Below are 21,929 nucleotides of genomic sequence, written 5' to 3'. Positions count from 1 at the left end.
TCGTTGGCCTCGCCAGGGCCAGCATCAGATCTGGAGAGTGAACGCCGATGATTGCGCTGGCCTGGGTGGCCTTCATGGTGTCCCTGATGGGCACGTTGTGGGTGAGGCGTGCGTTCCGCAAGCTCTCCAGACCGTATTCGCTGGAGGCTCCGCAGCGCTTCCACGCCGGCCAGGTCTCGCGCCTGGGCGGTCTGGGGGTGCTCATCGGCTGGGCCGTCGGGCTGGCGGCCATCCCCGTGCTGCAGCGTCTGCATCAGGCCGGCAACATCGCTTTCGACCAACTGCGGCTGCCCGTCTGGCTGTTGGTGCTGGCGCCCGCGTTCATGGGCGGCCTGCTGGACGACATCACCCAGCGCGTCGGGCCGCGGTGGCGGCTGCTGCTCAGCCTGGGCACCGGGTGCCTGGCCGTGGCCTTGCTGCAGCTGTCGGTCACGCGGCTGGGCTTTGCCGCGCTGGACGACTGCTGGCGCGCCTGGCCCTGGCTGGGCATGGGGCTGGCGGTGCTGGCCGTGGCCGGCTTGCCGCACGCCTTCAACATCATCGACGGTTACAACGGCCTCGCGGGGGTGATGGCGGTGGTGGTGTGCCTGGCACTGGCGCACGTGGCCCTGCAGGTCGGTGACCGGCAACTGGCGGCCATCGCCATCGCGCTGGCGGCGGCCACGGCGGGCTTCCTGGTCTGGAACTACCCGCGGGGGCTGATCTTCGCGGGCGATTCGGGCGCCTACCTCTGGGGCTCGGTCGTGGCCATCCTCAGCATCACGCTGGTGCAGCGCCACCCCATCGTTTCGCCATGGTTCCCCATGCTGCTGCTCATCTACCCGGTGTGGGAGACGCTGTTTTCGATCTACCGCAAGATGGCGCGGGGCGATTCGCCGGGCATGGCCGATGCCCTGCACCTGCACCAGCTGGTCTACCGGCGCATCGTGCGTTCGGTGCTCGATGGCGACGAGGCGCAACGCCTGTTGTCGCGCAACAACCGCACGGCGCCCTATTTGTGGGGGTTCATCGGCTTGACCGTGGTGCCGGCCATCCTGTTCTGGCGCTACAGCATCGTGCTGGCCGCGTTCTGTGCGCTGTTCGCCGTGTCGTATGTGGCGGCTTATGTGGCGCTGGTGCGCTTCAAGGCCCAGCGCTTCGTGCGCCTGCCGCTGGGCTGGCGCGAGCGCGATGGCGAATGACGGGCTGCGGCCGGATGCACCGGGCGCGGACACTAAAATTGCGGCCTGCCTGACGGGCACCTTCCCACTCACACGATCACCATGACCGATACCACCGACGTTGATGTCAGCCGCATTGCGCCGCGCGACAAAGCCGAGATCCTCGCTCAGGCCTTGCCCTACATCCGCAAGTTCCATGGCAAGACCCTGGTCATCAAATACGGAGGCAATGCCATGACCGACCCGGCCCTGCAGGCCGATTTCGCCGAAGACGTGGTGCTGCTCAAGCTGGTGGGCATGAACCCCGTGGTGGTGCACGGCGGCGGGCCGCAGATCGAAGCCGCCCTGGGCCGCCTGGGCAAGAAGGGCGAATTCATCCAGGGCATGCGCGTGACCGACGCCGAGACCATGGAGGTGGTCGAATGGGTGCTGGCTGGCGAGGTGCAGCAGGACATCGTGGGCCTGATCAACCAGGCTGGCGGCAAGGCCGTGGGCCTGACGGGACGCGACGGCGGCCTGATCCGCGCGCGTAAGCTCAAGATGGTCGACCACAAGGACCCGAGCAAGGAATACGACGTCGGCCAGGTGGGCGAGATCGAGGCCATCGACCCCGGCGTTGTCAAGGCCCTGCAGGACGATGCCTTCATCCCCGTGGTCAGCCCGATCGGCTTTGGCACCGACAACGAGAGCTACAACATCAACGCCGACGTCGTGGCCAGCAAGCTGGCCATGGTGCTCAAGGCCGAAAAGCTGGTCATGCTGACCAACATCCCGGGCGTGCTCGACAAGCAGGGCCAGCTCATCACCGAGCTGACCGCGCGCCAGATCGACGAGCTGATCGAGGACGGCACGATCTCGGGCGGCATGCTGCCCAAGCTGGCCGGCGCCATCGACGCCGCCAAGAGTGGGGTCAACGCCGTGCACATCGTGGACGGCCGCGTGCCGCATTCCATGCTGCTCGAGATCCTGACCGATCAGGCCTACGGCACCATGATCCGTTCGCACTGAGCCGTCACCACATTTTTTAATTTCAGGAGTATTGGCGATTTCCCGTTGTCTGCTGAACGGGAAATTGGCCATACTCCTTTTGTTTTTGACGCTGGGCGCAAACCGGCGTCGCCTTACTCATTTGGAATGCTGCAGCCATGAAGCTCGTGCGATTTGGCCCCATGGGACAGGAAAAGCCCGGCGTGCTCGACGAAGACGGCCGCTTGCGTGACCTCTCGGGCGTGGTGGCCGACATCGATGCCGAGACCCTGTCGAGCGAGGGCCTGGCCAAGCTCGCCAAACGTGCGCTCAAGCGCCTGCCGCTGGTCGGCGGCAACCCGCGCCTGGGCTGCCCCGTGGCCAGTGTGGGCAAGCTGATCGGCATCGGCCTGAACTACGCCGACCACGCGGCCGAAACCGGCCTGCCCGAGCCCAAGGAGCCCGTGGTCTTCCTCAAGGCCACCAGCTGCATCCAGGGGCCGAACGACCCCATCGTCCTGCCCAAAGGCTCGACGCACACCGATTGGGAGGTCGAGCTGGCCGTGGTCATCGGCACGCTGGCACGCCACGTCAGCAAGCGCGAGGCGCTGTCGCACGTGGCCGGCTACACCATCGTCAACGACGTGAGCGAGCGCCAGTTCCAGATGGCGCGCGGCGGCACCTGGGACAAGGGCAAGGGTTGCGACACCTTCGGCCCCATTGGCCCCTGGCTGGTCACGCGCGATGAGGTGCCCCAGCCCCAGAAGCTGGACCTGTGGCTGGCGGTGAACGGCGTGCGCATGCAGGCCAGCAACACGCGCCACATGATCTTCTCGGTCGCCGAGTTGGTCAGCCACGTCAGCCAGTTCATGAGCCTGCACCCGGGCGATGTCATCGCCACCGGCACGCCTGCCGGGGTCGGCATGGGCCGGCACGAGGACGGCAAACCCAGCCCGCGCTTCCTGCGCAAGGGCGATGTGCTGACGCTGGGCGTCGCCGGCCTGGGCGAGCAGCGCGCCGAGGTCATGGCCTACCCGCGCTGAGCGGGCCTTGGGCGTCGCGGCGCCTGAGTGGCCAGCGCGAGTGCGGCGTTCTGGCCAGGCGCATCCCCTGGCCGAGCTGGATCAAACCGGGCGGTATCCGGCCCTCACCTTTGAAGCCCACGAACACCATCGTGGGCCTGGGGGCGTTCGGGCAGTCGCCGTTCGTGGGCACGCGCGCGCCTCCGTACATCATCAGGCGAGCGCTGCCACATGCTCGGTCCCTAAGCTGGCGCCAGAGCGCGCAGCGGGGAATCGAGGACGCTGCCGAGCGGAACGGCACGGACAGCGTCACGGGCTTGGGTGAGGCGCTGGGGCAAGGGGTCGCCGGCGGTCGCGTGCACCGCGGCGTCAGGTTCTAGGGTGGCAGTATCAAGCAAAGGTCGTTGGTTAGATGACGGTCGTGATTGGATACGGGTGATGGTTGTCCAGTGAGTTCCGATTGGGCCCGGCGTGCCAGCGCTGGCCCACCCCGCTTGCCCGCTCAATCTCTGCTGCACGGCTGCGGGCCTGCGCATGGCGAGGTGCGGTTGCTGCCACCAAGGGTCGATGCCTTCGCGGCGGTATCCGCTGCGCGGCCAGCAGGCAGCGCATGCGGCGTATGCTGGCGGTTTGTCCTGACTTTGCTGTGTGCCTGCCATGCCTGTCGACCTCTCGCCCCCTCTCACCCCGGCCGATGCGGTGCTGCCCCGGCTCCACTCGGCCGGCTATGCGGTGCTGGATGCCGTTTCCGTGGCGCAACTGGCGGGGGTGACGCCAGCCGACTTGCAGGCGCTGGTCGCCGACTGGGACCACCTGCCGCCCGACCCCCACTTGAAGGACGGCGGCCGCTACCGGCGCCGGCGCCATGCGTCGTTCGTGGTGGACGACCGCCAGGCGGTGCATGACGTGCCGCACCGCGCCCACTGGCAGCCCGTGGCCTACAACGCGTTGCACGGCGGCATGGCGCGGTGGTTCGACCCCATTGCCGAGCGCACGCGCCGCGACCCGGCCTGGCGGGCCCTGTTGGTCTGGCTCAGCCGGCTGGCCGACGGCGTGCGTGCGGCCCACCCGGTGCAGCGGCCGGAGGGCGTGCTGCACTGGTTTGGCGAGGCGCACCAGTTCCGCATCGACACCGCCAGCGGCATTGGCCGGCCCACGCCCGAGGGCGCGCACCGAGACGGCGTCGACCTGGTCGCGGTGTTCCTGATCGACCGCCAGGGCATCAAGGGCGGCGAAACCCGCGTGTTCGAGGCCCAGGGCCCGCACGGGGTGCGCTTCACGCTGAGCGAGCCCTGGTCGGTGCTGCTGCTCGACGATGCGCGGGTCATCCATGAGAGTACGCCCATTCAGCCGATGGACACGCGCCCTGGTCATCGCGATACACTGGTTGTGACCTTGCGGCAGCGCGGTTTTCCCGACGACCAGGTCTGACCGTTGCCTGCGCCGTGCTGCCCCAGCCGCGATGGGCCCTGAGGCCTGCTGCACCCTTCGGTTCGGAGGGCCGCCGATTCGCCGGTGTGCCCATTGACCCGTCCATCTGCCACACCGAAAGGAGTTCATGCCATGTTCAAACACATCCTGGTGCCCATTGACGGCCGACCGGCCATGAAAGAGGTGCTGGACAAGGCCGTGGTGCTGGCGCGCACCTTCGGCTCGCGCCTGACCGCGGTGTACGTGCTGGACCCCCAGCCCTTTGTTGGCGTGAGTTCGGAATTCGCCTATGGCCAGAGCGATGCCGTGGGCGAAGCGCGTGCCGCCGGCGAGCAGGCCTTGCAGGCCGCCAGCCTGGCGCTGCGGGCCGCCGGCCAACCCGTTGAAACCGCCGTGGTGGAAGAAGCCACCGCCTGGCGTGGCATCTTGCACGCCGCCGCCCAGGCGCAGGCCGAGCTCATCGTCATGGGATCCAGCCGCCGCAAGGGCCTCGAGAAGCTGGTGCTGGGCAGCGTGGCCGAAAGCGTGCTGCAGAACACGACGATTCCCGTGTTCGTGGTGCCCAGCACCGAACACGGCGATGCCGTGTGAGGTTCAGCGGGCGCTCAATCCTGGCACCGTCTTGAACGCATGCGGCGGTGATGACATGGCTGGGGAGGTGAGCCCGCGTAGACCCGGGTGCGCAGGTTCGGGCCGCGGACCGCTTGCGTGGCCTCTGGATCTGGTCATGACCGCCCACAGCCTCCAGCACTTCAGGGCGTCTGGATCACGCCGGCCTCAGCCGGTTCCCAGGTGTCCGGATGGCTCCAGAGCGCCCACGGTTGCCGGGTGTGCGGGCGGGCGCTCAGGCCGCCCGCTCGCAGCGTAGCCGCGGCCGCTGACGCGGCATTCGGCACATCCACGGATCGCCAACGATCGCATCGATGGCAAAGCCATCGCCATGCGGAGCCGTGGTGGTGTTGACAACCTTCAGCCGCGCATCGACCCGTTCGGGCGTTGCGAGGAGGTCCAAGCACCGGTTCGCCTCTGAGCGCGGGGCGATGAGGCGGCCAACCCGATGTTCCGCTGGCGAGCGGATCGCGCGCTGGAGCCGCTCTGGGTCGTGCGGTTTAGGAAGAAAAGAGGGTATGCCTTTGCTGCCGTTTGATGTCAAACGGCAGTGGCGGGATACTGGCTCACAGACGCAGGCGCTCGCGCAGGCGGCCAATGGTGGCGCTGAAGCCGGACTTGCCCACGGGCTCGTCGGCAATCGCCGTTTCGGCGCCGAAGTCCTCTTCGTCCATGGGCAAGGTGGCCGGGCCGGATTCGCGGTCCACGCTGACCAGGTCCAGCAACCCCACCAGTTGCAGCTTGCGCACAAAGGCCTGGCATTCGGCCAGGGGGGCGCCCGTGATTTGGGCCAGCTCGGTCACCTCGAAGGCATCGACCGACAGCAGCTGTGCCATTTGCTGCCGGTGCGCGTCGTTGTGCATCATGATCGCAGGCGGCCAGCTGCGCAGCTTGAACCGCAAGGCCTTGGGCTCGGACGACGAAGCTTTGCGCCTGGACGGCTCGCGGGGCGCCAGGGTGCTCGCAGGGCGGGAAAAATGGGTCAAGGCCGACTCCGCATCAAGCAGCCAATTGCGAAACGCCGAGGCCTGAAGAGGACGCGTGAGGACGTGATCGTCGTTCGGCACGGCAACGTCGCTCAAGCGTAACACCGTGCGGGCGGTGCGCTTGATGCGGGTGTCCTCGATTTTCTTGGCATCGATCACCAAAACATCGAATTCAGAACCTTCGCTGTATTGCCAACGGAAGGTGGGGTCGTGGCTGAACATGCGCATCAGGTTGCGGATCAGCCGTTCATCATCTGCCAGCAACGCATGCGTTCCCAATCGAAAGACTTTCATGCTCAGTCCTTTCCTCGCCTTGTTGCACTTTGCAATGTAATTCGGAATGATTAAACCATTGTGATGTGAATCTGACAACGAGGAAGCGGCAAAGAGAGCCGGCAGATCAACACCCGGTGTGATGGCACGGTGCCGCGCGGGACAGCGGTGCCCTGGCGGAATGATCGACTGACTGGGTGGGCCGCCCTTGGTTACACGCGTTGACCGGGCCTTTGCACACGCTTCACCGAGTTGCGGTGCAATGGCTTCCCAGGACGAGCGCCCGCGGCACATGGGTTGCAGCGCTGCGTTCACACCGAAAGGATGGACCACGATGAACCTCTTCACCAAAGCCAGCGTGACGCTGTGCGCCCTGCTCGTGGGCGCCGGTGTGCAGGCGCAGACTTACATCGGCGCTTCCGTGTCGGGCGTGCTCGCCCCGGGGGTGTTCGGCCGCATCGACATTGGCAACCTGGGCGGTGTGCCGCCCCTGGTCTCGGCGCAGCCGGTGTATGTGCAGCCGGCGCGCGGGCTTGCGCCCGTCTACATCTATGCCGCGCCGTATGAACGGGCCAATTGGCGCCGGTACTGTGGCCGCTATGACGCCTGCCGCGCACCGGTCTATTTCGTGGATGTGGGGCCGAATGGCCACTGGTCGCGGCCGTTCGTGCGCGGGCACCGGCCGCCGCCACCGCGCCATGCGGCACCGCCCCCGCGGCATGTGTCGGCACCGCCGCATCGCGTCCACGATCGGCATGATCGACATGACCGCGACGATCGCCGCTGGGACCGCCACGACGATCGCCGCGGTCCCCCGGGGCGCGGCCCCAACGGTCGGGGCCCGGACGGTTACGGGCCACCTGGGCATCGTCACTGAGCGGTGGTCCGCGCGCGGCATGACACGCGAGGCGCGGTGCCTGCGTGTCATGCGACGTTGGGCGAGGCGGGATGGCCGGTTCGCAACACCAGGATGTCGCCACGCCGCCGCAGGTCGTGAGCCCCCGATCCAGCTCAGAGGGTTTGATGAGATCGAAGGGTATGGCTGGCATCCCGTTTCGATACCATCGAAATGTTGGCCATACTCTCTGCCTCTCTGCCTCTCTGCCTCTCTGCCTCTCTGCCTCTCTGCCTCTCTGCCTCTCTGCCTCTCTGCCGGTAGGGGCGTTTGGACACCGAGCCCGCCCACACGGTTGGGCGTTGCCGCCACCGCGGCGGTCCATCGCATCACACCTCACGCGCTGTGAAAGCCGTCGGTCGGGCCGCCGGCCGAGAACGGCACGGACACCGGCGCCGTCGTAGCCGGAACGGTGTGTGCGGCATCGACCCTGGCGAACTTGGGTCGGGGCACCTCTCGGCCAACACGAATCGACGCTTTGGCGTCTGTCGGGCCAGCCATCGCGGGGCAGCGCGCCAGCGGGCGGCCTGCAAACGCGTGACTGCCACACGGCGCTTTTGTCGGCACCATGGCCGGCATTGGCGGCATGGGCCGCCGCTCACCTGGTTGGCTTCACATGAAAACCCGCATCACCGAACTGCTTGGCACCCGTTACCCCATCGTCGAGGGGGGCATGCAATGGGTGGGCCGCGCCGAGCTGGCTGCCGCTGTCTCCAATGCGGGCGCCCTGGGCATGGTCACCGCCCGCACCCAGCCCACGCCCGCAGCGCTGCGCATCGAAATCGCGCGCGCCCAGGCCTTGACCGATCAACCCCTGGGCGTGAACCTGACGCTGACCATGCTGGGCGCAGCCGTGTCGTACGACGAGTGGATCGACGCGATCGTGGACAGCGGCATCCGCATCGTGGAGACCGCCGGCAACAACCCCGGCCCCGTGGTCGAGCGCTTCAAGCGCGCGGGCGTCACCATCATCCACAAATGCACCTCGGTGCGGCACGCCCTGGCGGCCGAGCGACTGGGGGTGGATGTGATCTCCATCGACGGGTTTGAAGCCGCGGGTCACCCCGGGGAAGACGACACGGCGGCCCTGCTGATCGTGCCGGCCACCAAGGCCGCGGTGAAGGTGCCCGTGATCGCGTCGGGCGGCATTGCCGATGGGCGGGGCATGGCTGCCGCGCTGACGCTGGGCGCCGACGGCGTGAACGTGGGCACGCGCTTCATGGTGACGCAGGAGTCGCCGATTCACGACGACATCAAGCGTGCGCTGGCCAGCTCGACCATCCTGGACACGCAGCTGATCAAACGGTCGATCAAGCGCACGGGCCGTTTCTGGCGCAACGCCGTCAGCGAGGAGATCGTGGCGATCGAGAAGCGGCTGGGCGATGCGTCGAACTACGACGCCATCAAGCACCTCATCAGCGGCCCGACGGGGCGCGAAGCGCTGGAAAACGGGGACTCGCAGCACGGCCTGATCTGCGCCGGCCAGGTTGTGGGCCTGTTCGACGATGTGCCGACCTGCGAAGAGGTCGTCAGCAGGATGGTGCAGGGTGCCGAGGCCCAGCTGCGCGGTGCCCTGGCCCTGTTTGAGCGTGAGGCCGTGCCAGCCTGAGGTTGCTCTGGGTCAACGCTGGTCTTGTGGCACTTTTGAGGAGTATGCGGCGATCACCGTTCATGAGTAAACGGTAATTCGGTCATACTCCTGTGGCCTTCGCGGAGCATGGTGAATGCCGGCGAGGCAGATCTCCGTGTCGTGAGGGCACGTTGGCTTGCAGGGTGAATCCGTGTCGGCCGTGCCTGCAACGCCCGGTGCCACCGTTTCATCGGAGCGGATCCTGGCATCGCCTGTGCCGCAGGATGGGAACGCCCGCTTGCCGCCCGCACGAATCCCGCCGCGCTCATCACCGCAGCGATGGCCGCGGCTGAAATGCCACCCATGCACCATGGTCACCGGAAGGGCGCTGGTCCAGTTCGCTGACGCCCCAGCGGTCGACGGTCAACCCCAGCTTGGATGGGACTCATGGTCCCAGGCCGGTCCGCGCGCGCGGGCGCTCAGGCCGGAAGTTCTGTGGCTGGCCCAGTGCGTCCGCGGAAGGCCGGCGCGCCTGGGGTTCAGGCGGCCACCACCTCGAAGCTGGTGGTGATCTCGGCCGTCTTGGCCAGCATGATGCTGGCCGAGCAGTACTTCTCGTGACTCATGGCCACCGCACGCGCCACGGCCGAATCGGGCACATCCTTGCCCGTCACCGTGAAATGCATGTGGATCTTGGTGAAGACCTTGGGGTCGGTGTCCGCGCGCTCGCTGGTCAGCTTGACCGAGCAGCCCCGCACGTCGTGGCGGCCGCGCTTGAGGATGAGCACCACGTCGTAGGCGGTACAGCCGCCGGTGCCCGCCAGCACGGTTTCCATGGGGCGGGGTGCCAGGTTCTGGCCGCCGTTCTCGGGCCGTGCCGCATCGGGCGCGCCATCCATCACCAGCGTGTGGCCACTGCCGGTTTCAGCCACGAAGCCCATGGCCGAGCGGCCACCCGCAGCGCCGGTCCAACTCACCGTGCATTCCATCTGTGCATCCTTTTTGGTCGGAAAAAAGCTCACCGTTGCAAAATAGCAACGATGAGCGCGGAGTGTAGGCCAGCCCAGGGCGACTCGCCCATGCGGGCTCAGAAATTTTTCACATTTCGAGGTCTAGAGGCATCGCTCTAAGCATTTTGTGGTGCAGTGCAGCAATGGTCGGTTTACAATCGACCCATCGCAGCAACAAACGTTGTTGCACCGTTTGTCTCCTCCACCCCTCAAAAAAGGTGGTTCAAGCCCTGAGTTCTTCAACTCGGGGCTTTTTTTTTGGGCGCGCGCCGGGCCTGCTCGCGCTGAGCCGAGGGGGCAGAGCGCGGGGCTTCGGGGGACTTAGAGCGTGTTATGAACTTTGATCGATGAAGAAATTGCCGCAGGTAGAGTGCGGCGATGCCCCGCAAGCCCTACCCGACGGACATCAGCGATGAAGAATGGAGCTTCGCTGCACCGTATCTGACGTTGATGGACCAACACGCCCCACAGCGTGAACACGACCTGCGCGAAGTCTTCAACGCGCTACGCTGGCTGGTCCGGGCAGGTGCTCCGTGGCGCATGCTGCCCAATGACCTGCCGCCGTGGGAGGCTGTGTATCAACAAAGCCGCCGGTGGCTGGACGCCGGCTGTTTCGAGGCGATGGTGTCGGACCTGCGGTCCATCATTCGAGTAGCCCAAGGCCGCCAGGGCCAGCCGAGCGCAGCGGTGATGGACGGACGCACCTTGCAGTCGAGCTGCGAGAGCGGCCCGCGCGCAGGCTACGACGGCTACAAGCGCAAGCGAGGCAGCAAAGTCCACATGGCAGTGGACACCCTGGGCCATCTCCTGGCAGTCCATGTCACCCCGGCCGATGAGCAGGAGCGAGTGCAGGTGAACAGGCTGTGTGAAGCGGTGCAGCAAGCAACTGGCCATACGGTGGAGACTGCGTGGGCAGACCAGGGTTACACAGGAGCAAATGCACGTCAGGCAGCCAAGGACAACGGCATCGACTTGCAGATCGTGAAGTTGTCCGAGGCGAAGAAAGGCTTCGTGCTGCTGCCCCGGCGCTGGGTGGTCGAGCGCAGCTTCGGCTGGCTGGCGAGATTCCGCCGGCTTTCGCGGGACTACGAGCGGCTATCCGAAGTCCTCAGCGGTCTGCATTTCCTGGTCTTCGCGGTGCTCATGCTCCCTGCTGCTGCTCGGGTGCTGGCTGCTACTGGAAGTTCATAACACGCTCTAAGATCAGCCTCCCCATAGAGGTCTCATTCATGACGCGCGAATCAGCATCCCGGTCGAGGTCGACCAAGCCCGCCGCACGGGCATCCGCCAAACCCGCAGCCACCAAGCCGATGTCCCCATCGACGCCCGCAGCCGCAGCCCTCAAACCCAAAGCGGCTGCCAAGGCGAATGGTCCAGCCAAGGCGAAAGTCAAAACCCCGCAGGTGCCCGCCGCGCAGACCCCGCCGCTGGAGTTGTCGCACTACCTGCAGAAAATCCTGACGGCCAAGGTCTACGAGGTGGCGTCGGAAACCCCGCTGGATCCCGCCAAGAGCTTGAGCCGCCGCCTGGGGTCCAAGGTGCTGCTCAAGCGTGAAGATCAGCAGAGTGTCTTCAGCTTCAAGCTGCGGGGCGCTTACAACAAGATGGCGCACCTGACGCCCGATCAGCTGGCCAAAGGCGTCATCTGTGCCTCGGCTGGCAATCACGCGCAGGGTGTGGCGCTGGGCGCACGCGAACTGGGCACCCGCGCCGTGATCGTGATGCCCACCACCACGCCCCAGCTGAAGGTGGACGCCGTGCGCGCCCTGGGGGGCGAGGTGGTGCTCGCCGGCGAGAGCTATTCCGACGCGGCAACCCACGCCCAGCGCCTGCAGCGCGAGCAGGGTCTGACCTTTGTGCACCCCTTTGACGACCCTGACGTCATCGCCGGCCAGGGCACCATCGCGATGGAGTTGCTGCGGCAGCACCCCGGCCAGCTGGACGCGGTGTTCGTGGCCATCGGCGGCGGGGGCTTGATCTCGGGCGTGGCGGCGTACATCAAGACCGTGCGGCCGGAAATCAAGGTCATCGGGGTGCAGATGACCGATTCCGATGCCATGCTGCAATCGGTGCGCGCGGGCGAACGCGTGACCCTCGCCGACGTGGGCTTGTTCGCGGACGGCACGGCGGTCAAGCTGGTGGGCGAAGAGACCTTCCGGTTGACGCGCGAGCTGGTGGACGACTTCGTGGTGGTGGACACGGATGCCGTGTGCGCAGCGATCAAGGATGTGTTCGTGGACACGCGCTCCATCGTCGAGCCTTCGGGGGCCATGGCCGTGGCGGCCATCAAGCAGTACGTGAGCACCCACAAGCTCAAGGGTCAGGTGTTTGCCGCCGTGCTGTGCGGGGCCAACATGAACTTCGATCGTCTGCGGTTTGTGGCCGAGCGATCGGAAATGGGGGAAGAGCGCGAGGCCTTGCTGGCGGTGACGATTCCCGAGGAGCGGGGCAGTTTCCGGCGCTTTCTGGAAGAGATCGACAGCCTGCCGGGCGGGCCGCGCAGCGTCACCGAATTCAACTACCGCATCAGCGGGCCTGAGCGAGCGCACGTGTTCGTCGGCTTGACCACCAACCGCAAGGGCGAGAGCCCGAAAATTGCCGCGCATTTCGAGCGCAGCGGCTTCGAGGCGTTGGATCTGACCCACAACGAGCTGGCCAAGGAGCATGTGCGCTACATGGTGGGCGGCGCCTCGCCGCTGGCCGGGCAGGAACGCCTGCTGCGCTTCGTGTTTCCCGAGCGGCCGGGGGCCTTGCTCAAGTTCCTCAGCCTGATGCGGCCCAACTGGAACATCTCGTTGTTCCATTACCGCAACCAGGGCGCCGATTTCGGCAGCATCCTGGTCGGCATGCAGGTGCCGCAGGCTGACGACAAGGCGTTCGCCAAGTTCCTGGGAACGCTGGCCTATCCGCACGTAGAGGAAACGGACAATCCCGTCTATGGGCGTTTCCTGCGCTCAGCAGGCTGACGCAAATCTGGCAGGCTGGCTCGCAGTCCTGCGATCAGATGCGGTGAGCCGTCGTCGTCATGACCTTGGCGGCGGCTTTCATGAGCAGCCGGGCGGGCAGCGGCAGGGCCATGCCGCCTGCTTGCTGGGCCATGTCGGCGTGGTGGCGTTCATCGACCATCATCTGGGCCACCACCGCGCGTGAGGCCAGGTCGTTGGCAGGCAGGCGATCCAGATGGCTTTTGAGGTGGGCCTCGACCTGACGTTCCGTTTCCACCACGAACCCCAGGCTGACTTTGTCGCCACCGATGCGCCCAGCAACCCAGCCGATGGCAAATGCCCCGGCGTACCAGAGGGGGTTGAGGTACGAGCGGTGGCTGCCCAGGTCCTGGATCCTGGCCTGGGTCCAGGCCAGGTGGTCAGTTTCTTCGCGCGACGCCTCATCCAGTTGAGCCTGCAAGCCCGGATCGCGGGTGGCCAGGGCCTGGGCGTTGTACAGCGCCTGGGCGCAGACTTCACCGACGTGGTTGACGCGCATCAGCGCGCCCGACAGCGCCTTGTCGGCGGCACTCAAGGGCGCAGCCTGTTGGGTGGGTTGAGGCTGCCGTCTGGCACTGGCAGCCGGGGCGGCCAGCGTGCGCATGGCGGAGTCGGCTGCGCTGAGCAGCTTGTCGAGGGGGGACAAAACACGCATGCCGCGATTTTGCCGCAGCGCCGCGATGGCGGCCGTGAGGGCCGATCGGTGGCTGCGCCCCTGTCAAGGCTGGGGTGCCGGGGAAGCGCCTTGCGAAGGCTTGGTGCAAAAACGCAACACTTATGTCGCGGGGACGCACATTTCCACGGAAAGACTTTGTTGTTTGGATGCCGCGATGGTGAAATATGGCTTGTACCCGATCGCAGAGCGCGGTTGTGGTCCCCACAAGATGTTTGCCTTCAAAGAAGGTGCTTCTCGGATTTCTTAGGAGAAATTGCAATGAAAAAGACCCTGATCGCTCTGGCAGTTCTGGCCGCTTCCGGCGCTGCGATGGCTCAATCGTCCGTGACCCTGTACGGTGTGGTTGACCTCGGCATTGGCAAGATGGACGGCGAAAAGGTCAACATGACCAGCAGCGGTACGCTGAACAACGGCAACAGCCGCATCGGTCTGCGTGGCGTGGAAGACCTGGGCGGTGGCCTGAAGGCTGGTTTCAACTTCGAACAAGGCATCAACGCTGAAAACGGCGGCTCCGCCAACTCGGTGAACGGTGGCCTGGGCTGGGGCCGTGCCGCCAACGTGTGGTTGGGTGGCAACTGGGGTACGTTCAAGATGGGTCGCACCCTGACCCCGTCGTACTACGGTCTGACCGCTTACGAACTGACCGGCGCTGCCAACTACTCGGTCGTGGCCAACACCTACGGCTTCGTGGGCGCCAATGCCCGTAACAACAGCCAATTCAGCTACACCACGCCTAACCTGAGCGGCTTCAGCGCCGAACTGGGCTACATCCTGAAGGCTGACAACAACAACGCCGCCAAGTGGGACGTGAACGCCATGTACGTGAACGGCCCGATCGGCGCCGCTCTGTCGGCCAACAAGGTGAAGGGTGGCAAGACCAACTACGCCCTGGGTGGTAAGTACAACTTCGGCAACTTCGCCCTGGCTGCTTCGTACCAAGCTGCTGCCAACAGCGTGAACGGTGACGGTTCTGTCGCCAACGCCGTGGTCGGCAAGCGTCACGGTGTGACCCTGGGTGGCACGGTGGCCTTCGGCGCCGCTTCGGTGACCCTGGACGTGACCCGCGACCTGAAGCGTGAACTGGCTGACGGCGCCAAGATCAAGAAGTACACCAACGCGCTGCTGGAAGCCAAGTACGCTCTGTCGAAGCGCACCTTCGTGTACGGCGACTACCTGCGTCTGGACGGCACGAACAACTACGGTTTCGGCCTGCGTCACAACTTCTGATCGTGAGCAGCCCAACGGCTGCGTGATCTCAAGTCTGCAAAAAGCCACCTTCGGGTGGCTTTTTGCATGTTGGGGTACGGCGATGCTCTCGTTGGGCGATAGGCGGGTGAGCACGGATACGCCATCCGAGGATGGTGGAGAAGCGAGGGCTCGCTCGATGGCTGCACCTTGCCGTGCTGCCGCGCGCAGCGGCGGGGCAAGTTGGATGTCTGATGCCGCACCGCGCATGCGCCATCTGGGGTCCGCGCGGTCCTGCTGCCGGTTGAGGGCCAGCGAATGCGGGTGCCGTGGCGATGAGCAGGAAGCCATCGGCATGGGCCGGCACCTCCGCGCAGCACGATGTCGATGCAGCGCGGAGGGTTCTTGGGCGCGACGCTTGCGTGGCAGGAGCGCCGTCATTGCCTCACGTCGGTCCGGTCGCCGTTGTCATGTGAGGGGGCTTGCTGTACGTCGCGGTGGACGGCTTGCCCCAGGAGCAGACGATGAAATCGCCTTCAGGCCAAACCCCGTTGCCTGATAACGCCATGACGACATGCACCGAGAGGCCAGGGAATCGCGGAGAGCCAAGCTTCGAACTTCGGTCGTTTCATTCAGCTTCGCGCACAAAAAAGCGGCCATGAGGCCGCTTGGGGTGGTGCGTCGCGTCGGCTTACTTCAGGCCGGCGGCTGCGCGCAGGGTGGCCGCCTTGTCGGTGCGCTCCCAGGTGAACTCGGGTTCTTCGCGACCAAAGTGACCGTACGCGGCCGTCTTGCTGAAGATCGGGCGCTGCAGGTCCAGCATCTGGATGATGCCGCGCGGGCGCAGGTCAAAGTGCTCACCCACGAGGCGCGCGATCTGGTCATCGGGGATGACGCCCGTGCCTTCGGTGTACACCGTGATGTTCATGGGTCGTGCCACGCCGATGGCATAGGCCACCTGGATCTGGCACTGGCGAGCCAGCCCTGCGGCGACCACGTTCTTGGCCACATAGCGGGCGGCGTAAGCGGCCGAACGGTCGACCTTGGTCGGGTCCTTGCCCGAAAACGCGCCGCCACCGTGCGGGCAGGCGCCGCCATAGGTGTCGACGATGATCTTGCGGCCCGTCAGGCCACAGTCGCCCTGCGGGCCGCCAATCACGAAGCGGCCAGTGGGATTAATCAGATACCGGGTGTCCTGCAGCCATTCCTTGGGCACAACCGGTTTGATGATCTCTTCGATCACGGCCTCGATGAAGCTGGGCTTCATCCGGGTGTCCGATTCGCTCTGATCCGGGTGGTGCTGGGTGGACAGCACGATGGTGTCGATGCTGTGCGGCTTGCCGTCCACATAGCGCATGGTCACCTGGCTTTTGGCATCGGGCCGCAGGAAGGGCAGGCGGCCATCCTTGCGGAGCAGGGCCTGGCGCTCGACGATGCGGTGGGCGTAGTAGATGGGGGCTGGCATCAGCTCGGGCGTTTCGTCGCAGGCGTAGCCGAACATCAGGCCCTGGTCGCCGGCGCCCAGGTTCAGCACGTCGTCGCTGGCCTGGTTCACGCCCTGGGCGATGTCGTTGGACTGCTTGTCGTAGCAGACCATGACGGCGCAGCCCTTGTAGTCGATGCCGTAGTCGGTGTTGTCGTAGCCGATGCGCTTGATGGTGTCACGCGCCACCTGGATGTAATCCACCTGGGCATTGGTGCTGATTTCGCCCGCCAGCACGACCAGGCCGGTGTTGGTCAGCGTTTCGGCCGCCACGCGCGAAAGTGGATCCTGCGCCAGCAGGGCGTCGAGCACGGCATCCGAGATCTGATCGGCGACTTTGTCGGGATGGCCTTCCGACACCGATTCGGACGTGAAGAGAAAGTCGTTCGCCATTTGTGAATAAACTCCTTGGGTTGTGTCTGTCTGCGTTGCCGCAAACCTTCGAGAAACCCCGGAGCTGTGGCGAACGCTTTAGCAGAATTTGTGTTTCGCCCTGCAAGTTGCTCTGTTAACTCGGCGAAGACTTGATTCTAGACGCTGCGACCTTGGCCCTGAGGGCGGCGCAGCCTTTTGTCGCCAGCCTGTTGCCCATGGTCACCTTGTTCCGTTTCCTTTCCCATTGGCCCCTGGGCGCCCTGCACGTCCTGGGCGCCATGCTGGGCTGGCTGACGTACTGGGCCTCGCCCACGTACCGCAAGCGGGTGCGGGCCAACTCGGCGCAGGCGGGGGTGGCTTTTGAGCGCGCCCGTGGCTGTGTCGCCCACGCCGGACGCATGGTGGCGGAGATTCCCCGCCTGTGGCTGGGCCGGCCGGTGCCCATGTCGTTCGAGGGCGAGGCCATCCTCGACGCCGTCTACGGCAGCGGCAAGGGCGTGATCTTCCTGACGCCGCACCTGGGCTGCTTCGAGTCGACGGCGCAGTTGCTGGCCGAGCGCAAGTCGCCGCATTACGGGCCGTTGACCGTGCTGTACCGGCCGCCCCGCCAGGCCTGGTTGCAGCAGTTCACCGAGGCCTCGCGCAAGCGGCCGGGCCTGGAAACGGCGCCGACGACGCTGCCCGGGGTGCGCCAGATGATCAAGGCTCTGCGCCAGGGGCGCGCGGTCGGCCTGCTGCCGGACCAGGTGCCGCCCGATGGCCAGGGCATCTGGAGCGAGGCGTTCGGCAAGCCCGCCTACACCATGACGCTGGCCGCGCGCCTGGCGCTGCAGACCGGCGCCGCCCTGGTGCCGCTGTGGGGCGAGCGGCTGTCGGGCGGCCGGGGGTTTGTGGTGCACGTGTGCCCGCCGCTGGCCTTGCCGGCAGAAACGTCGCTGGAGGAGGCCGTGCTGCGCATCAACCGGGCCATGGAAGAAGCCATCCTGAGCTGCCCGGACCAATACCTGTGGGGCTATGGCCGCTACAAGCAGCCGCGTCCGAATGCGTGAATCCCGGGTGTCGTGTGCAAGCCGGTTGGGCGCCGCCGTGTCGGCCCCGTGTCCGCCTGTGCAGGTGGGCGCTCGGTGTGGCCACGCAGCCCGGCTTCGCGCAGCCAGGCTCCCGGCCGCTCTGTGCCGCCCCGGCCGCCCGTTCCTGCAACCCTTTTGACCTGACCTGCTCGCCATGCTCTCCCAATTCGGCATCTGGTTCATGCGCATGACCGCGTCCTGGCCCCTGGCCTGGGTGCGGGCGTTGGGGGCCGTGCTGGGTGACCTCTTGTACTGGCTGGTGCCCAGCCGCCGCCATGTGGCCGACACCAACGTGCGCCTGTGTTTCCCGGACCTCACCGAAGGCGAGCGCCGGACGCTGGTGCGCAGGAATTTCCGCATCGTGGCGCAAACCTGGCTGGACCGAGGCTGGCTCTGGCACGCGCCGCCCGAGGTCACGCTGAAGCGCCTCAAGCTCGTCGGCGCCGTGGACCAGTTTCAGGGCAACGATGCCATCGTCATCTTTGCGCCGCACTTCCTCGGCCTCGATGCCGGCGCCACGGCTTTGTCGCAACAGGTGCCCTGGCGTCAGTTCGACACCATCTACGCCACCCAGTCCAACCCCGTCGTCGACGCCTGGGTGGCGCAGGGCCGCAACCGGTTCGGCAACGCGCGCTTGCGTTCCAAGAACGAGAGCGTGAAATCCATCATCGCCGAGCTGCGCGACGGCCACCCGCTGTACCTGCTGCCCGACATGGACTTTGGCGCCGCCGATGCCGTATTCGTGCCGTTCTTTGGCGTCACCGCGGCCACCATCACCTCGTTGCCCCGCTTTGCACGCCTGGGCAAGGCCAAGGTCATTCCCATGTACACGCGGCTCACGCCCACGGGCTACGAAACCGTGGTGGAGCCGGCCTGGACGGCTTACCCCACCAAAGACGTGACGGCCGACACCGCCTTCATGAACCAGCGCCTGGAAGCCGAAATCCGCACCATGCCCGAGCAGTACTACTGGGTGCACCGCCGCTTCAAGACGCGCCCCGAGGGCGAGCCTTCGGTGTACTGATGCGGTCACGCGCTGGCGCGAAGCCGGTGGTGGTCATCGCTGGCAGAATGCTCTGTTGAGGGGGTATGGCTCGACTCTCGTTGTTTTGGAAACGAGGGCGGTTGCATACTGCTGTCGTTCATGGGCCTCGATACGCTCGGGTCGTTCAGGGTGACCGGCACCTTGCGCTGCGTCAGTGCGCTGGGGCGGGCGGATCGGCTGCGGCGCAGGGCGTCTACAGCGCGGACCCAAGACGGTGACTCGCTGAGGCGCCTACGCCGTGCCCCGCCTGGCTCAGCGTCGTAGCCTGTGACCTGCGCAGACGCGGGTTGGCGCCGCAGCGCCCGAATTCCCAACGCCTGAGCCCCCATCGTCCGGCTTTGCCGGGCTTCGTTGCGCAGGTCGACCTGGGGCCGGGTTTGCTGTCGGCCAGGCCCTTGAATGGCGGCTTGTGGCGCTGGTTCGCCGCACGTCGCTTGTGCGCAGCAGCAAACACCCAGGGATCGGCTCACATCGCCATGGCCGGCCCGGTCGGCAGCGTTGTCGCGCGGTAGGCGCTCTTCGCTGCCCGGGCTTCATGGCGATGAAGGCAACGAAGACGATCAAGGCGGTTGCGCAGGTCCAGCAGGCGCCTCTGGGCAGGGGCAAACGCGCCAATCAAGTGCGGGCCTGGAAGGCAGCGATGGCCTGCGCCACCTGCTGCGGCTGCTCGTGCACGATCCAGTGCGAGGCGCCGGGCACGCGCTGCACGGTCAGCCGGGGCACGTGGGCATCCAGCCCATCCAGCAGGCCGGGACGCAAGGCGCGGTCCTCGGTGCCCCAGATCACCAGCGTGGGCACGTCGACCCGCACGCGCTCGGGCGGCAGCTCGGGCAGGTTGACGGGCTGGCCCGGCAGGGGCGGTTTCATGGGCGTGACCCGGTAGAGGTTGCAGGCCCCCGTCAAACCCTGGCGCCACACGGCGCGGTATTGCGCCTTGACCGACTCGGTCAACCAGGGCTGGCCGTCGGGTCCGGCGGAGTCGCCCAGCATGGCGATCAGGCGGGCAAAGTCGTTTTCGGCCAGCAGCGCTTCCGAGCCGGGCTTGGCCAGCCAGTGCATGTAGGCGCTGGCGGCCTGTTGTTCGGGGTTGTGGGCCAGCTCGCGGGCGAAGGTGGCGGGGTGCGGCGAGTTGATGCTGACCAGCCGGGCCACCTGGTCCGGCCAGGCATTGGCCACGCCCCATGCCAGCGCGCCGCCCCAGTCGTGGGCCACCAGCGTGTGGATCTGGCCGTCGGGGCGCTCGCTGGCCACGAGCTGGCGCAGGTCCTGCATGAGCAGGTGGGGGCGGTAGTCGGCGACCTCGCGCGGGGCGCTCGAGTGTTCGAAGCCGCGCAGGTTGGGCGCCAGGCAGCGAAAGCCGCCGTGCTCGGGCTGCGCGAAATGCTGCATCAGCGCGTCCCAGACGAAGGCTGCTTCGGGAAAGCCGTGCACGAACAGCATCAGCGGGCGGTCCTGGCCGGCCGCGCCGGTTGCGCGGCAGCTCAAGGTGGTGCCGTTGGGCAACTGGCGCGAAAAGGTCTCGACCGCGGTGGACATGGCATCTCCAGGCTGGGGGGATGCGGCCCATTCTGGTGCGGGGCAGGGGGCGCAGGTGTCGCGACGGTGGCCCGGGCCGCGCACGGCGCGGCTCGCTTGGCGACGCGGACGCGCCTCGATCACCAGGGGGGAGCGCGTCTGCAGGATGATGGCCAGGATGGTTGGGGTTCGCGAAGGAAGACCTGAAGGAGCTGCGGCCCGACATCCAGATCGTCGGCGAAGACCTGCATCCGCTGGCGCAGGTGCGCGATTTCGCGCCCTACATCGCCAAGATCAAGGCCTCGGGGGCGGACACCGTCATCACCGGCAACTGGGGGTCTGACCTGGCCCTGCTCATCAAGGCCAGCAACGACGCCAGCCTGAACGTACGCTACTTCACCTACTACGCCGGGGTGACGGGTGCACCCACGGCCATGGTTGTCGCAGGCCGGTGCAGCAGACGATGTTGACCATGGCCCCTGAATGCCGCTGGCGCAAGGCCTTGCAGGCCGTGGGCGTGCTGAAAAGATGAATGGGTAGTATGGTGGGGATGGCGTTTCAGTGCAAACGACAATCGGTCGATACTGCCGTCAGTGACGGCGCCAGCATCTCGGATGCGAGGGGCGCCTGGGCCGCCCTCATGCGGATCAATGGCCTGGATGCTCCCGTCAGGCCATCATGCGACGTCCCTCGCTGGCGGTGGGGGGCCGCTCAGGCGGCGGCAGGCGGTGCGGCAGGCGCGGCCGATGGTGCCGCAGCCGTACCCGCCGTGGCGTCAGGCTCGGGCTCGGCGTCGGGTGCCGAAGGCGCTGCGGCCACCCAGCGCCGCAGCACCTCGGCGGCCTCGGCCACGCCCTGCTTTTTCAGGCCAGAGAACAGCTGCACCTGGCCCCCGCCGGCCTGCAGGCGGGCGATGTCCAGCGCCTTGCGGGCCTCGGCACGGGTGAGCTTGTCGGCCTTGGTCAGCAGCACCAGGAACTTCAGGCCTTCCTCGACGCGCGGACGGATCACCTCGAGCAGGACTTCGTCCAGCTCGGTCAGGCCGTGGCGCGGGTCGATCAGCATGACCACGCCGATCAGGTTGGCGCGCGACACCAGGTAGTTGGCCATCACGCGTTGCCAGCGCTCCTTGTCCGACTTGGGCACGGCGGCATAGCCATAACCCGGCAGGTCGGCCAGCACGGCATCGGTCTCGCCGTGCTTGCCCAGCGCAAACAGGTTGATGTGCTGGGTGCGCCCCGGGGTCTTGGAGGCGTAGGCCAGCTGGCGTTGCTGCGTGAGGGTGTTGATGCTGGTGGACTTGCCGGCATTGGAGCGGCCCACGAAAGCGATCTCGGGGGCGTTGTGCGGCGGCAGCTGATTGAGCTGCGCTGCCGTGGTCAGGAAGCGCGCCGTGTGCATCCAGGCCATGGCCTGGGCCTGCTCGGGCGTGGGGGGCGGGGCGGCGCGCACGTGGGCGGGGCGCTGAACAGGCTTCTTGGCGGTCATGGGGGTGGGGCTGGCGGTGGCGGGCGAACAGGTTGCCTGAGTGAGGTCGCCTGAGTGACCTGCGAAGGTCCGATGGGCACCGTGGCGGCACCCGCGCCATGGCACATTGGTGGCAGCCGGGCGCAAAAGGCCCATTGTAGAATTTCAGCGAGGCTCTTGTGCCCGGAGGTTGAGGGGCGAGACGCA

19 protein-coding genes and 1 pseudogene are annotated in these 21,929 nt (G+C 66.6%); 13 read left to right on the top strand and 7 right to left on the bottom strand.

The annotated features are described in order from the left end of the window. Positions 1 to 47 precede the first annotated feature (47 nt). The 5 genes from CCO03_RS17815 to CCO03_RS17790 all read left to right on the top strand — a co-directional run bounded on the left by CCO03_RS17815 (position 48) and on the right by CCO03_RS17790 (position 5,170). Positions 48 to 1,181 (top strand): MraY family glycosyltransferase, encoded by a 1,134-nt coding sequence (locus CCO03_RS17815; RefSeq protein ID WP_087283283.1) that lies wholly within the window; start codon positions 48 to 50, stop codon positions 1,179 to 1,181. An 81-nt stretch (positions 1,182 to 1,262) separates the two neighbouring features. Then, positions 1,263 to 2,168, top strand: coding sequence for an acetylglutamate kinase (argB, locus tag CCO03_RS17810; RefSeq protein WP_087283281.1), 906 nt, complete (start codon positions 1,263 to 1,265; stop codon positions 2,166 to 2,168). A gap of 137 nt (positions 2,169 to 2,305) precedes the next feature. Continuing rightward, on the top strand, positions 2,306 to 3,169 hold the full coding sequence (locus CCO03_RS17805) for a fumarylacetoacetate hydrolase family protein (RefSeq protein WP_087283278.1): 864 nt from the start codon (positions 2,306 to 2,308) through the stop codon (positions 3,167 to 3,169). Between the two features lie 636 nt (positions 3,170 to 3,805). Next, positions 3,806 to 4,579: a 2OG-Fe dioxygenase family protein gene (locus CCO03_RS17795; RefSeq protein WP_087283274.1), complete on the top strand. Its 774-nt coding sequence runs from the start codon at positions 3,806 to 3,808 to the stop codon at positions 4,577 to 4,579. Positions 4,580 to 4,711: 132 nt separating this feature from the next. After that, positions 4,712 to 5,170, top strand: coding sequence for a universal stress protein (locus tag CCO03_RS17790; protein ID WP_087283272.1), 459 nt, complete (start codon positions 4,712 to 4,714; stop codon positions 5,168 to 5,170). A gap of 253 nt (positions 5,171 to 5,423) precedes the next feature. Here CCO03_RS17790 and CCO03_RS19975 read toward each other — a convergent pair whose 3' ends face one another. Both CCO03_RS19975 and CCO03_RS17785 read right to left on the bottom strand, forming a co-directional pair. After that, positions 5,424 to 5,591: a hypothetical protein gene (locus CCO03_RS19975; protein WP_157667782.1), complete on the bottom strand. Its 168-nt coding sequence runs from the start codon at positions 5,589 to 5,591 to the stop codon at positions 5,424 to 5,426. A 163-nt stretch (positions 5,592 to 5,754) separates the two neighbouring features. Continuing rightward, the gene (locus CCO03_RS17785) at positions 5,755 to 6,468 is read right to left on the bottom strand and encodes a hypothetical protein (RefSeq protein WP_157667781.1); all 714 of its coding nucleotides are present in this window, start codon (positions 6,466 to 6,468) and stop codon (positions 5,755 to 5,757) included. 313 nt (positions 6,469 to 6,781) lie between these two features. Here CCO03_RS17785 and CCO03_RS17780 point away from each other — a divergent pair, with 313 nt between their 5' ends. Together CCO03_RS17780 and CCO03_RS17775 are read left to right on the top strand one after the other, a co-directional pair. Then, positions 6,782 to 7,324 (top strand): hypothetical protein, encoded by a 543-nt coding sequence (locus tag CCO03_RS17780; protein WP_087283268.1) that lies wholly within the window; start codon positions 6,782 to 6,784, stop codon positions 7,322 to 7,324. 634 nt (positions 7,325 to 7,958) lie between these two features. Beyond that, complete coding sequence (locus CCO03_RS17775; protein ID WP_087283266.1) at positions 7,959 to 8,951, top strand: NAD(P)H-dependent flavin oxidoreductase; 993 nt, start codon at positions 7,959 to 7,961, stop codon at positions 8,949 to 8,951. A gap of 500 nt (positions 8,952 to 9,451) precedes the next feature. Here CCO03_RS17775 and CCO03_RS17770 read toward each other — a convergent pair whose 3' ends face one another. Then, complete coding sequence (locus tag CCO03_RS17770; protein ID WP_087284889.1) at positions 9,452 to 9,901, bottom strand: OsmC family protein; 450 nt, start codon at positions 9,899 to 9,901, stop codon at positions 9,452 to 9,454. A gap of 399 nt (positions 9,902 to 10,300) precedes the next feature. Between CCO03_RS17770 and CCO03_RS17765 the strand changes: the two genes are divergently transcribed. Together CCO03_RS17765 and ilvA are read left to right on the top strand one after the other, a co-directional pair. Further along, positions 10,301 to 11,113, top strand: coding sequence for an IS5 family transposase (locus CCO03_RS17765; protein ID WP_087275916.1), 813 nt, complete (start codon positions 10,301 to 10,303; stop codon positions 11,111 to 11,113). Positions 11,114 to 11,232: 119 nt separating this feature from the next. Beyond that, positions 11,233 to 12,888 carry a threonine ammonia-lyase, biosynthetic gene (gene ilvA, locus CCO03_RS17760; RefSeq protein ID WP_087283264.1) on the top strand — a complete coding sequence of 552 codons (1,656 nt, stop codon included), beginning with the start codon at positions 11,233 to 11,235 and terminating at the stop codon, positions 12,886 to 12,888. 34 nt (positions 12,889 to 12,922) lie between these two features. Here the strand turns inward: ilvA and coq7 are convergent, their stop codons facing one another. After that, positions 12,923 to 13,561 (bottom strand): 2-polyprenyl-3-methyl-6-methoxy-1,4-benzoquinone monooxygenase, encoded by a 639-nt coding sequence (gene coq7 / locus CCO03_RS17755; protein WP_087283262.1) that lies wholly within the window; start codon positions 13,559 to 13,561, stop codon positions 12,923 to 12,925. 279 nt (positions 13,562 to 13,840) lie between these two features. Between coq7 and CCO03_RS17750 the strand changes: the two genes are divergently transcribed. Then, a complete protein-coding gene (locus tag CCO03_RS17750) occupies positions 13,841 to 14,809 on the top strand; it encodes a porin (protein WP_087283260.1) in 969 nt (322 codons plus the stop codon). Between the two features lie 649 nt (positions 14,810 to 15,458). Here the strand turns inward: CCO03_RS17750 and metK are convergent. Then, positions 15,459 to 16,643: a methionine adenosyltransferase gene (gene metK / locus CCO03_RS17745; RefSeq protein ID WP_087283258.1), complete on the bottom strand. Its 1,185-nt coding sequence runs from the start codon at positions 16,641 to 16,643 to the stop codon at positions 15,459 to 15,461. A gap of 197 nt (positions 16,644 to 16,840) precedes the next feature. Here metK and CCO03_RS17740 point away from each other — a divergent pair, with 197 nt between their 5' ends. Both CCO03_RS17740 and CCO03_RS17735 read left to right on the top strand, forming a co-directional pair. Continuing rightward, complete coding sequence (locus CCO03_RS17740; RefSeq protein WP_087284886.1) at positions 16,841 to 17,674, top strand: lysophospholipid acyltransferase family protein; 834 nt, start codon at positions 16,841 to 16,843, stop codon at positions 17,672 to 17,674. Positions 17,675 to 17,849: 175 nt separating this feature from the next. Beyond that, complete coding sequence (locus CCO03_RS17735; protein ID WP_087283256.1) at positions 17,850 to 18,719, top strand: lysophospholipid acyltransferase family protein; 870 nt, start codon at positions 17,850 to 17,852, stop codon at positions 18,717 to 18,719. A gap of 636 nt (positions 18,720 to 19,355) precedes the next feature. Here CCO03_RS17735 and CCO03_RS17730 read toward each other — a convergent pair. Continuing rightward, positions 19,356 to 20,276: an alpha/beta fold hydrolase gene (locus CCO03_RS17730; RefSeq protein ID WP_087283254.1), complete on the bottom strand. Its 921-nt coding sequence runs from the start codon at positions 20,274 to 20,276 to the stop codon at positions 19,356 to 19,358. Between the two features lie 167 nt (positions 20,277 to 20,443). Between CCO03_RS17730 and CCO03_RS17725 the strand changes: the two are divergent. Continuing rightward, positions 20,444 to 20,704, top strand: a pseudogene (locus tag CCO03_RS17725) (ABC transporter substrate-binding protein); the annotation flags it as partial. Between the two features lie 262 nt (positions 20,705 to 20,966). Here CCO03_RS17725 and yihA read toward each other — a convergent pair. Next, positions 20,967 to 21,743, bottom strand: coding sequence for a ribosome biogenesis GTP-binding protein YihA/YsxC (yihA, locus tag CCO03_RS17720; protein ID WP_087283251.1), 777 nt, complete (start codon positions 21,741 to 21,743; stop codon positions 20,967 to 20,969). Positions 21,744 to 21,929 lie beyond the last annotated feature (186 nt).

It is taken from the genome of Comamonas serinivorans, assembly GCF_002158865.1.
Taxonomy (GTDB): domain Bacteria; phylum Pseudomonadota; class Gammaproteobacteria; order Burkholderiales; family Burkholderiaceae_C; genus Comamonas_E; species Comamonas_E serinivorans.
This window is presented reverse-complemented; position numbering and strand designations above follow the sequence as displayed.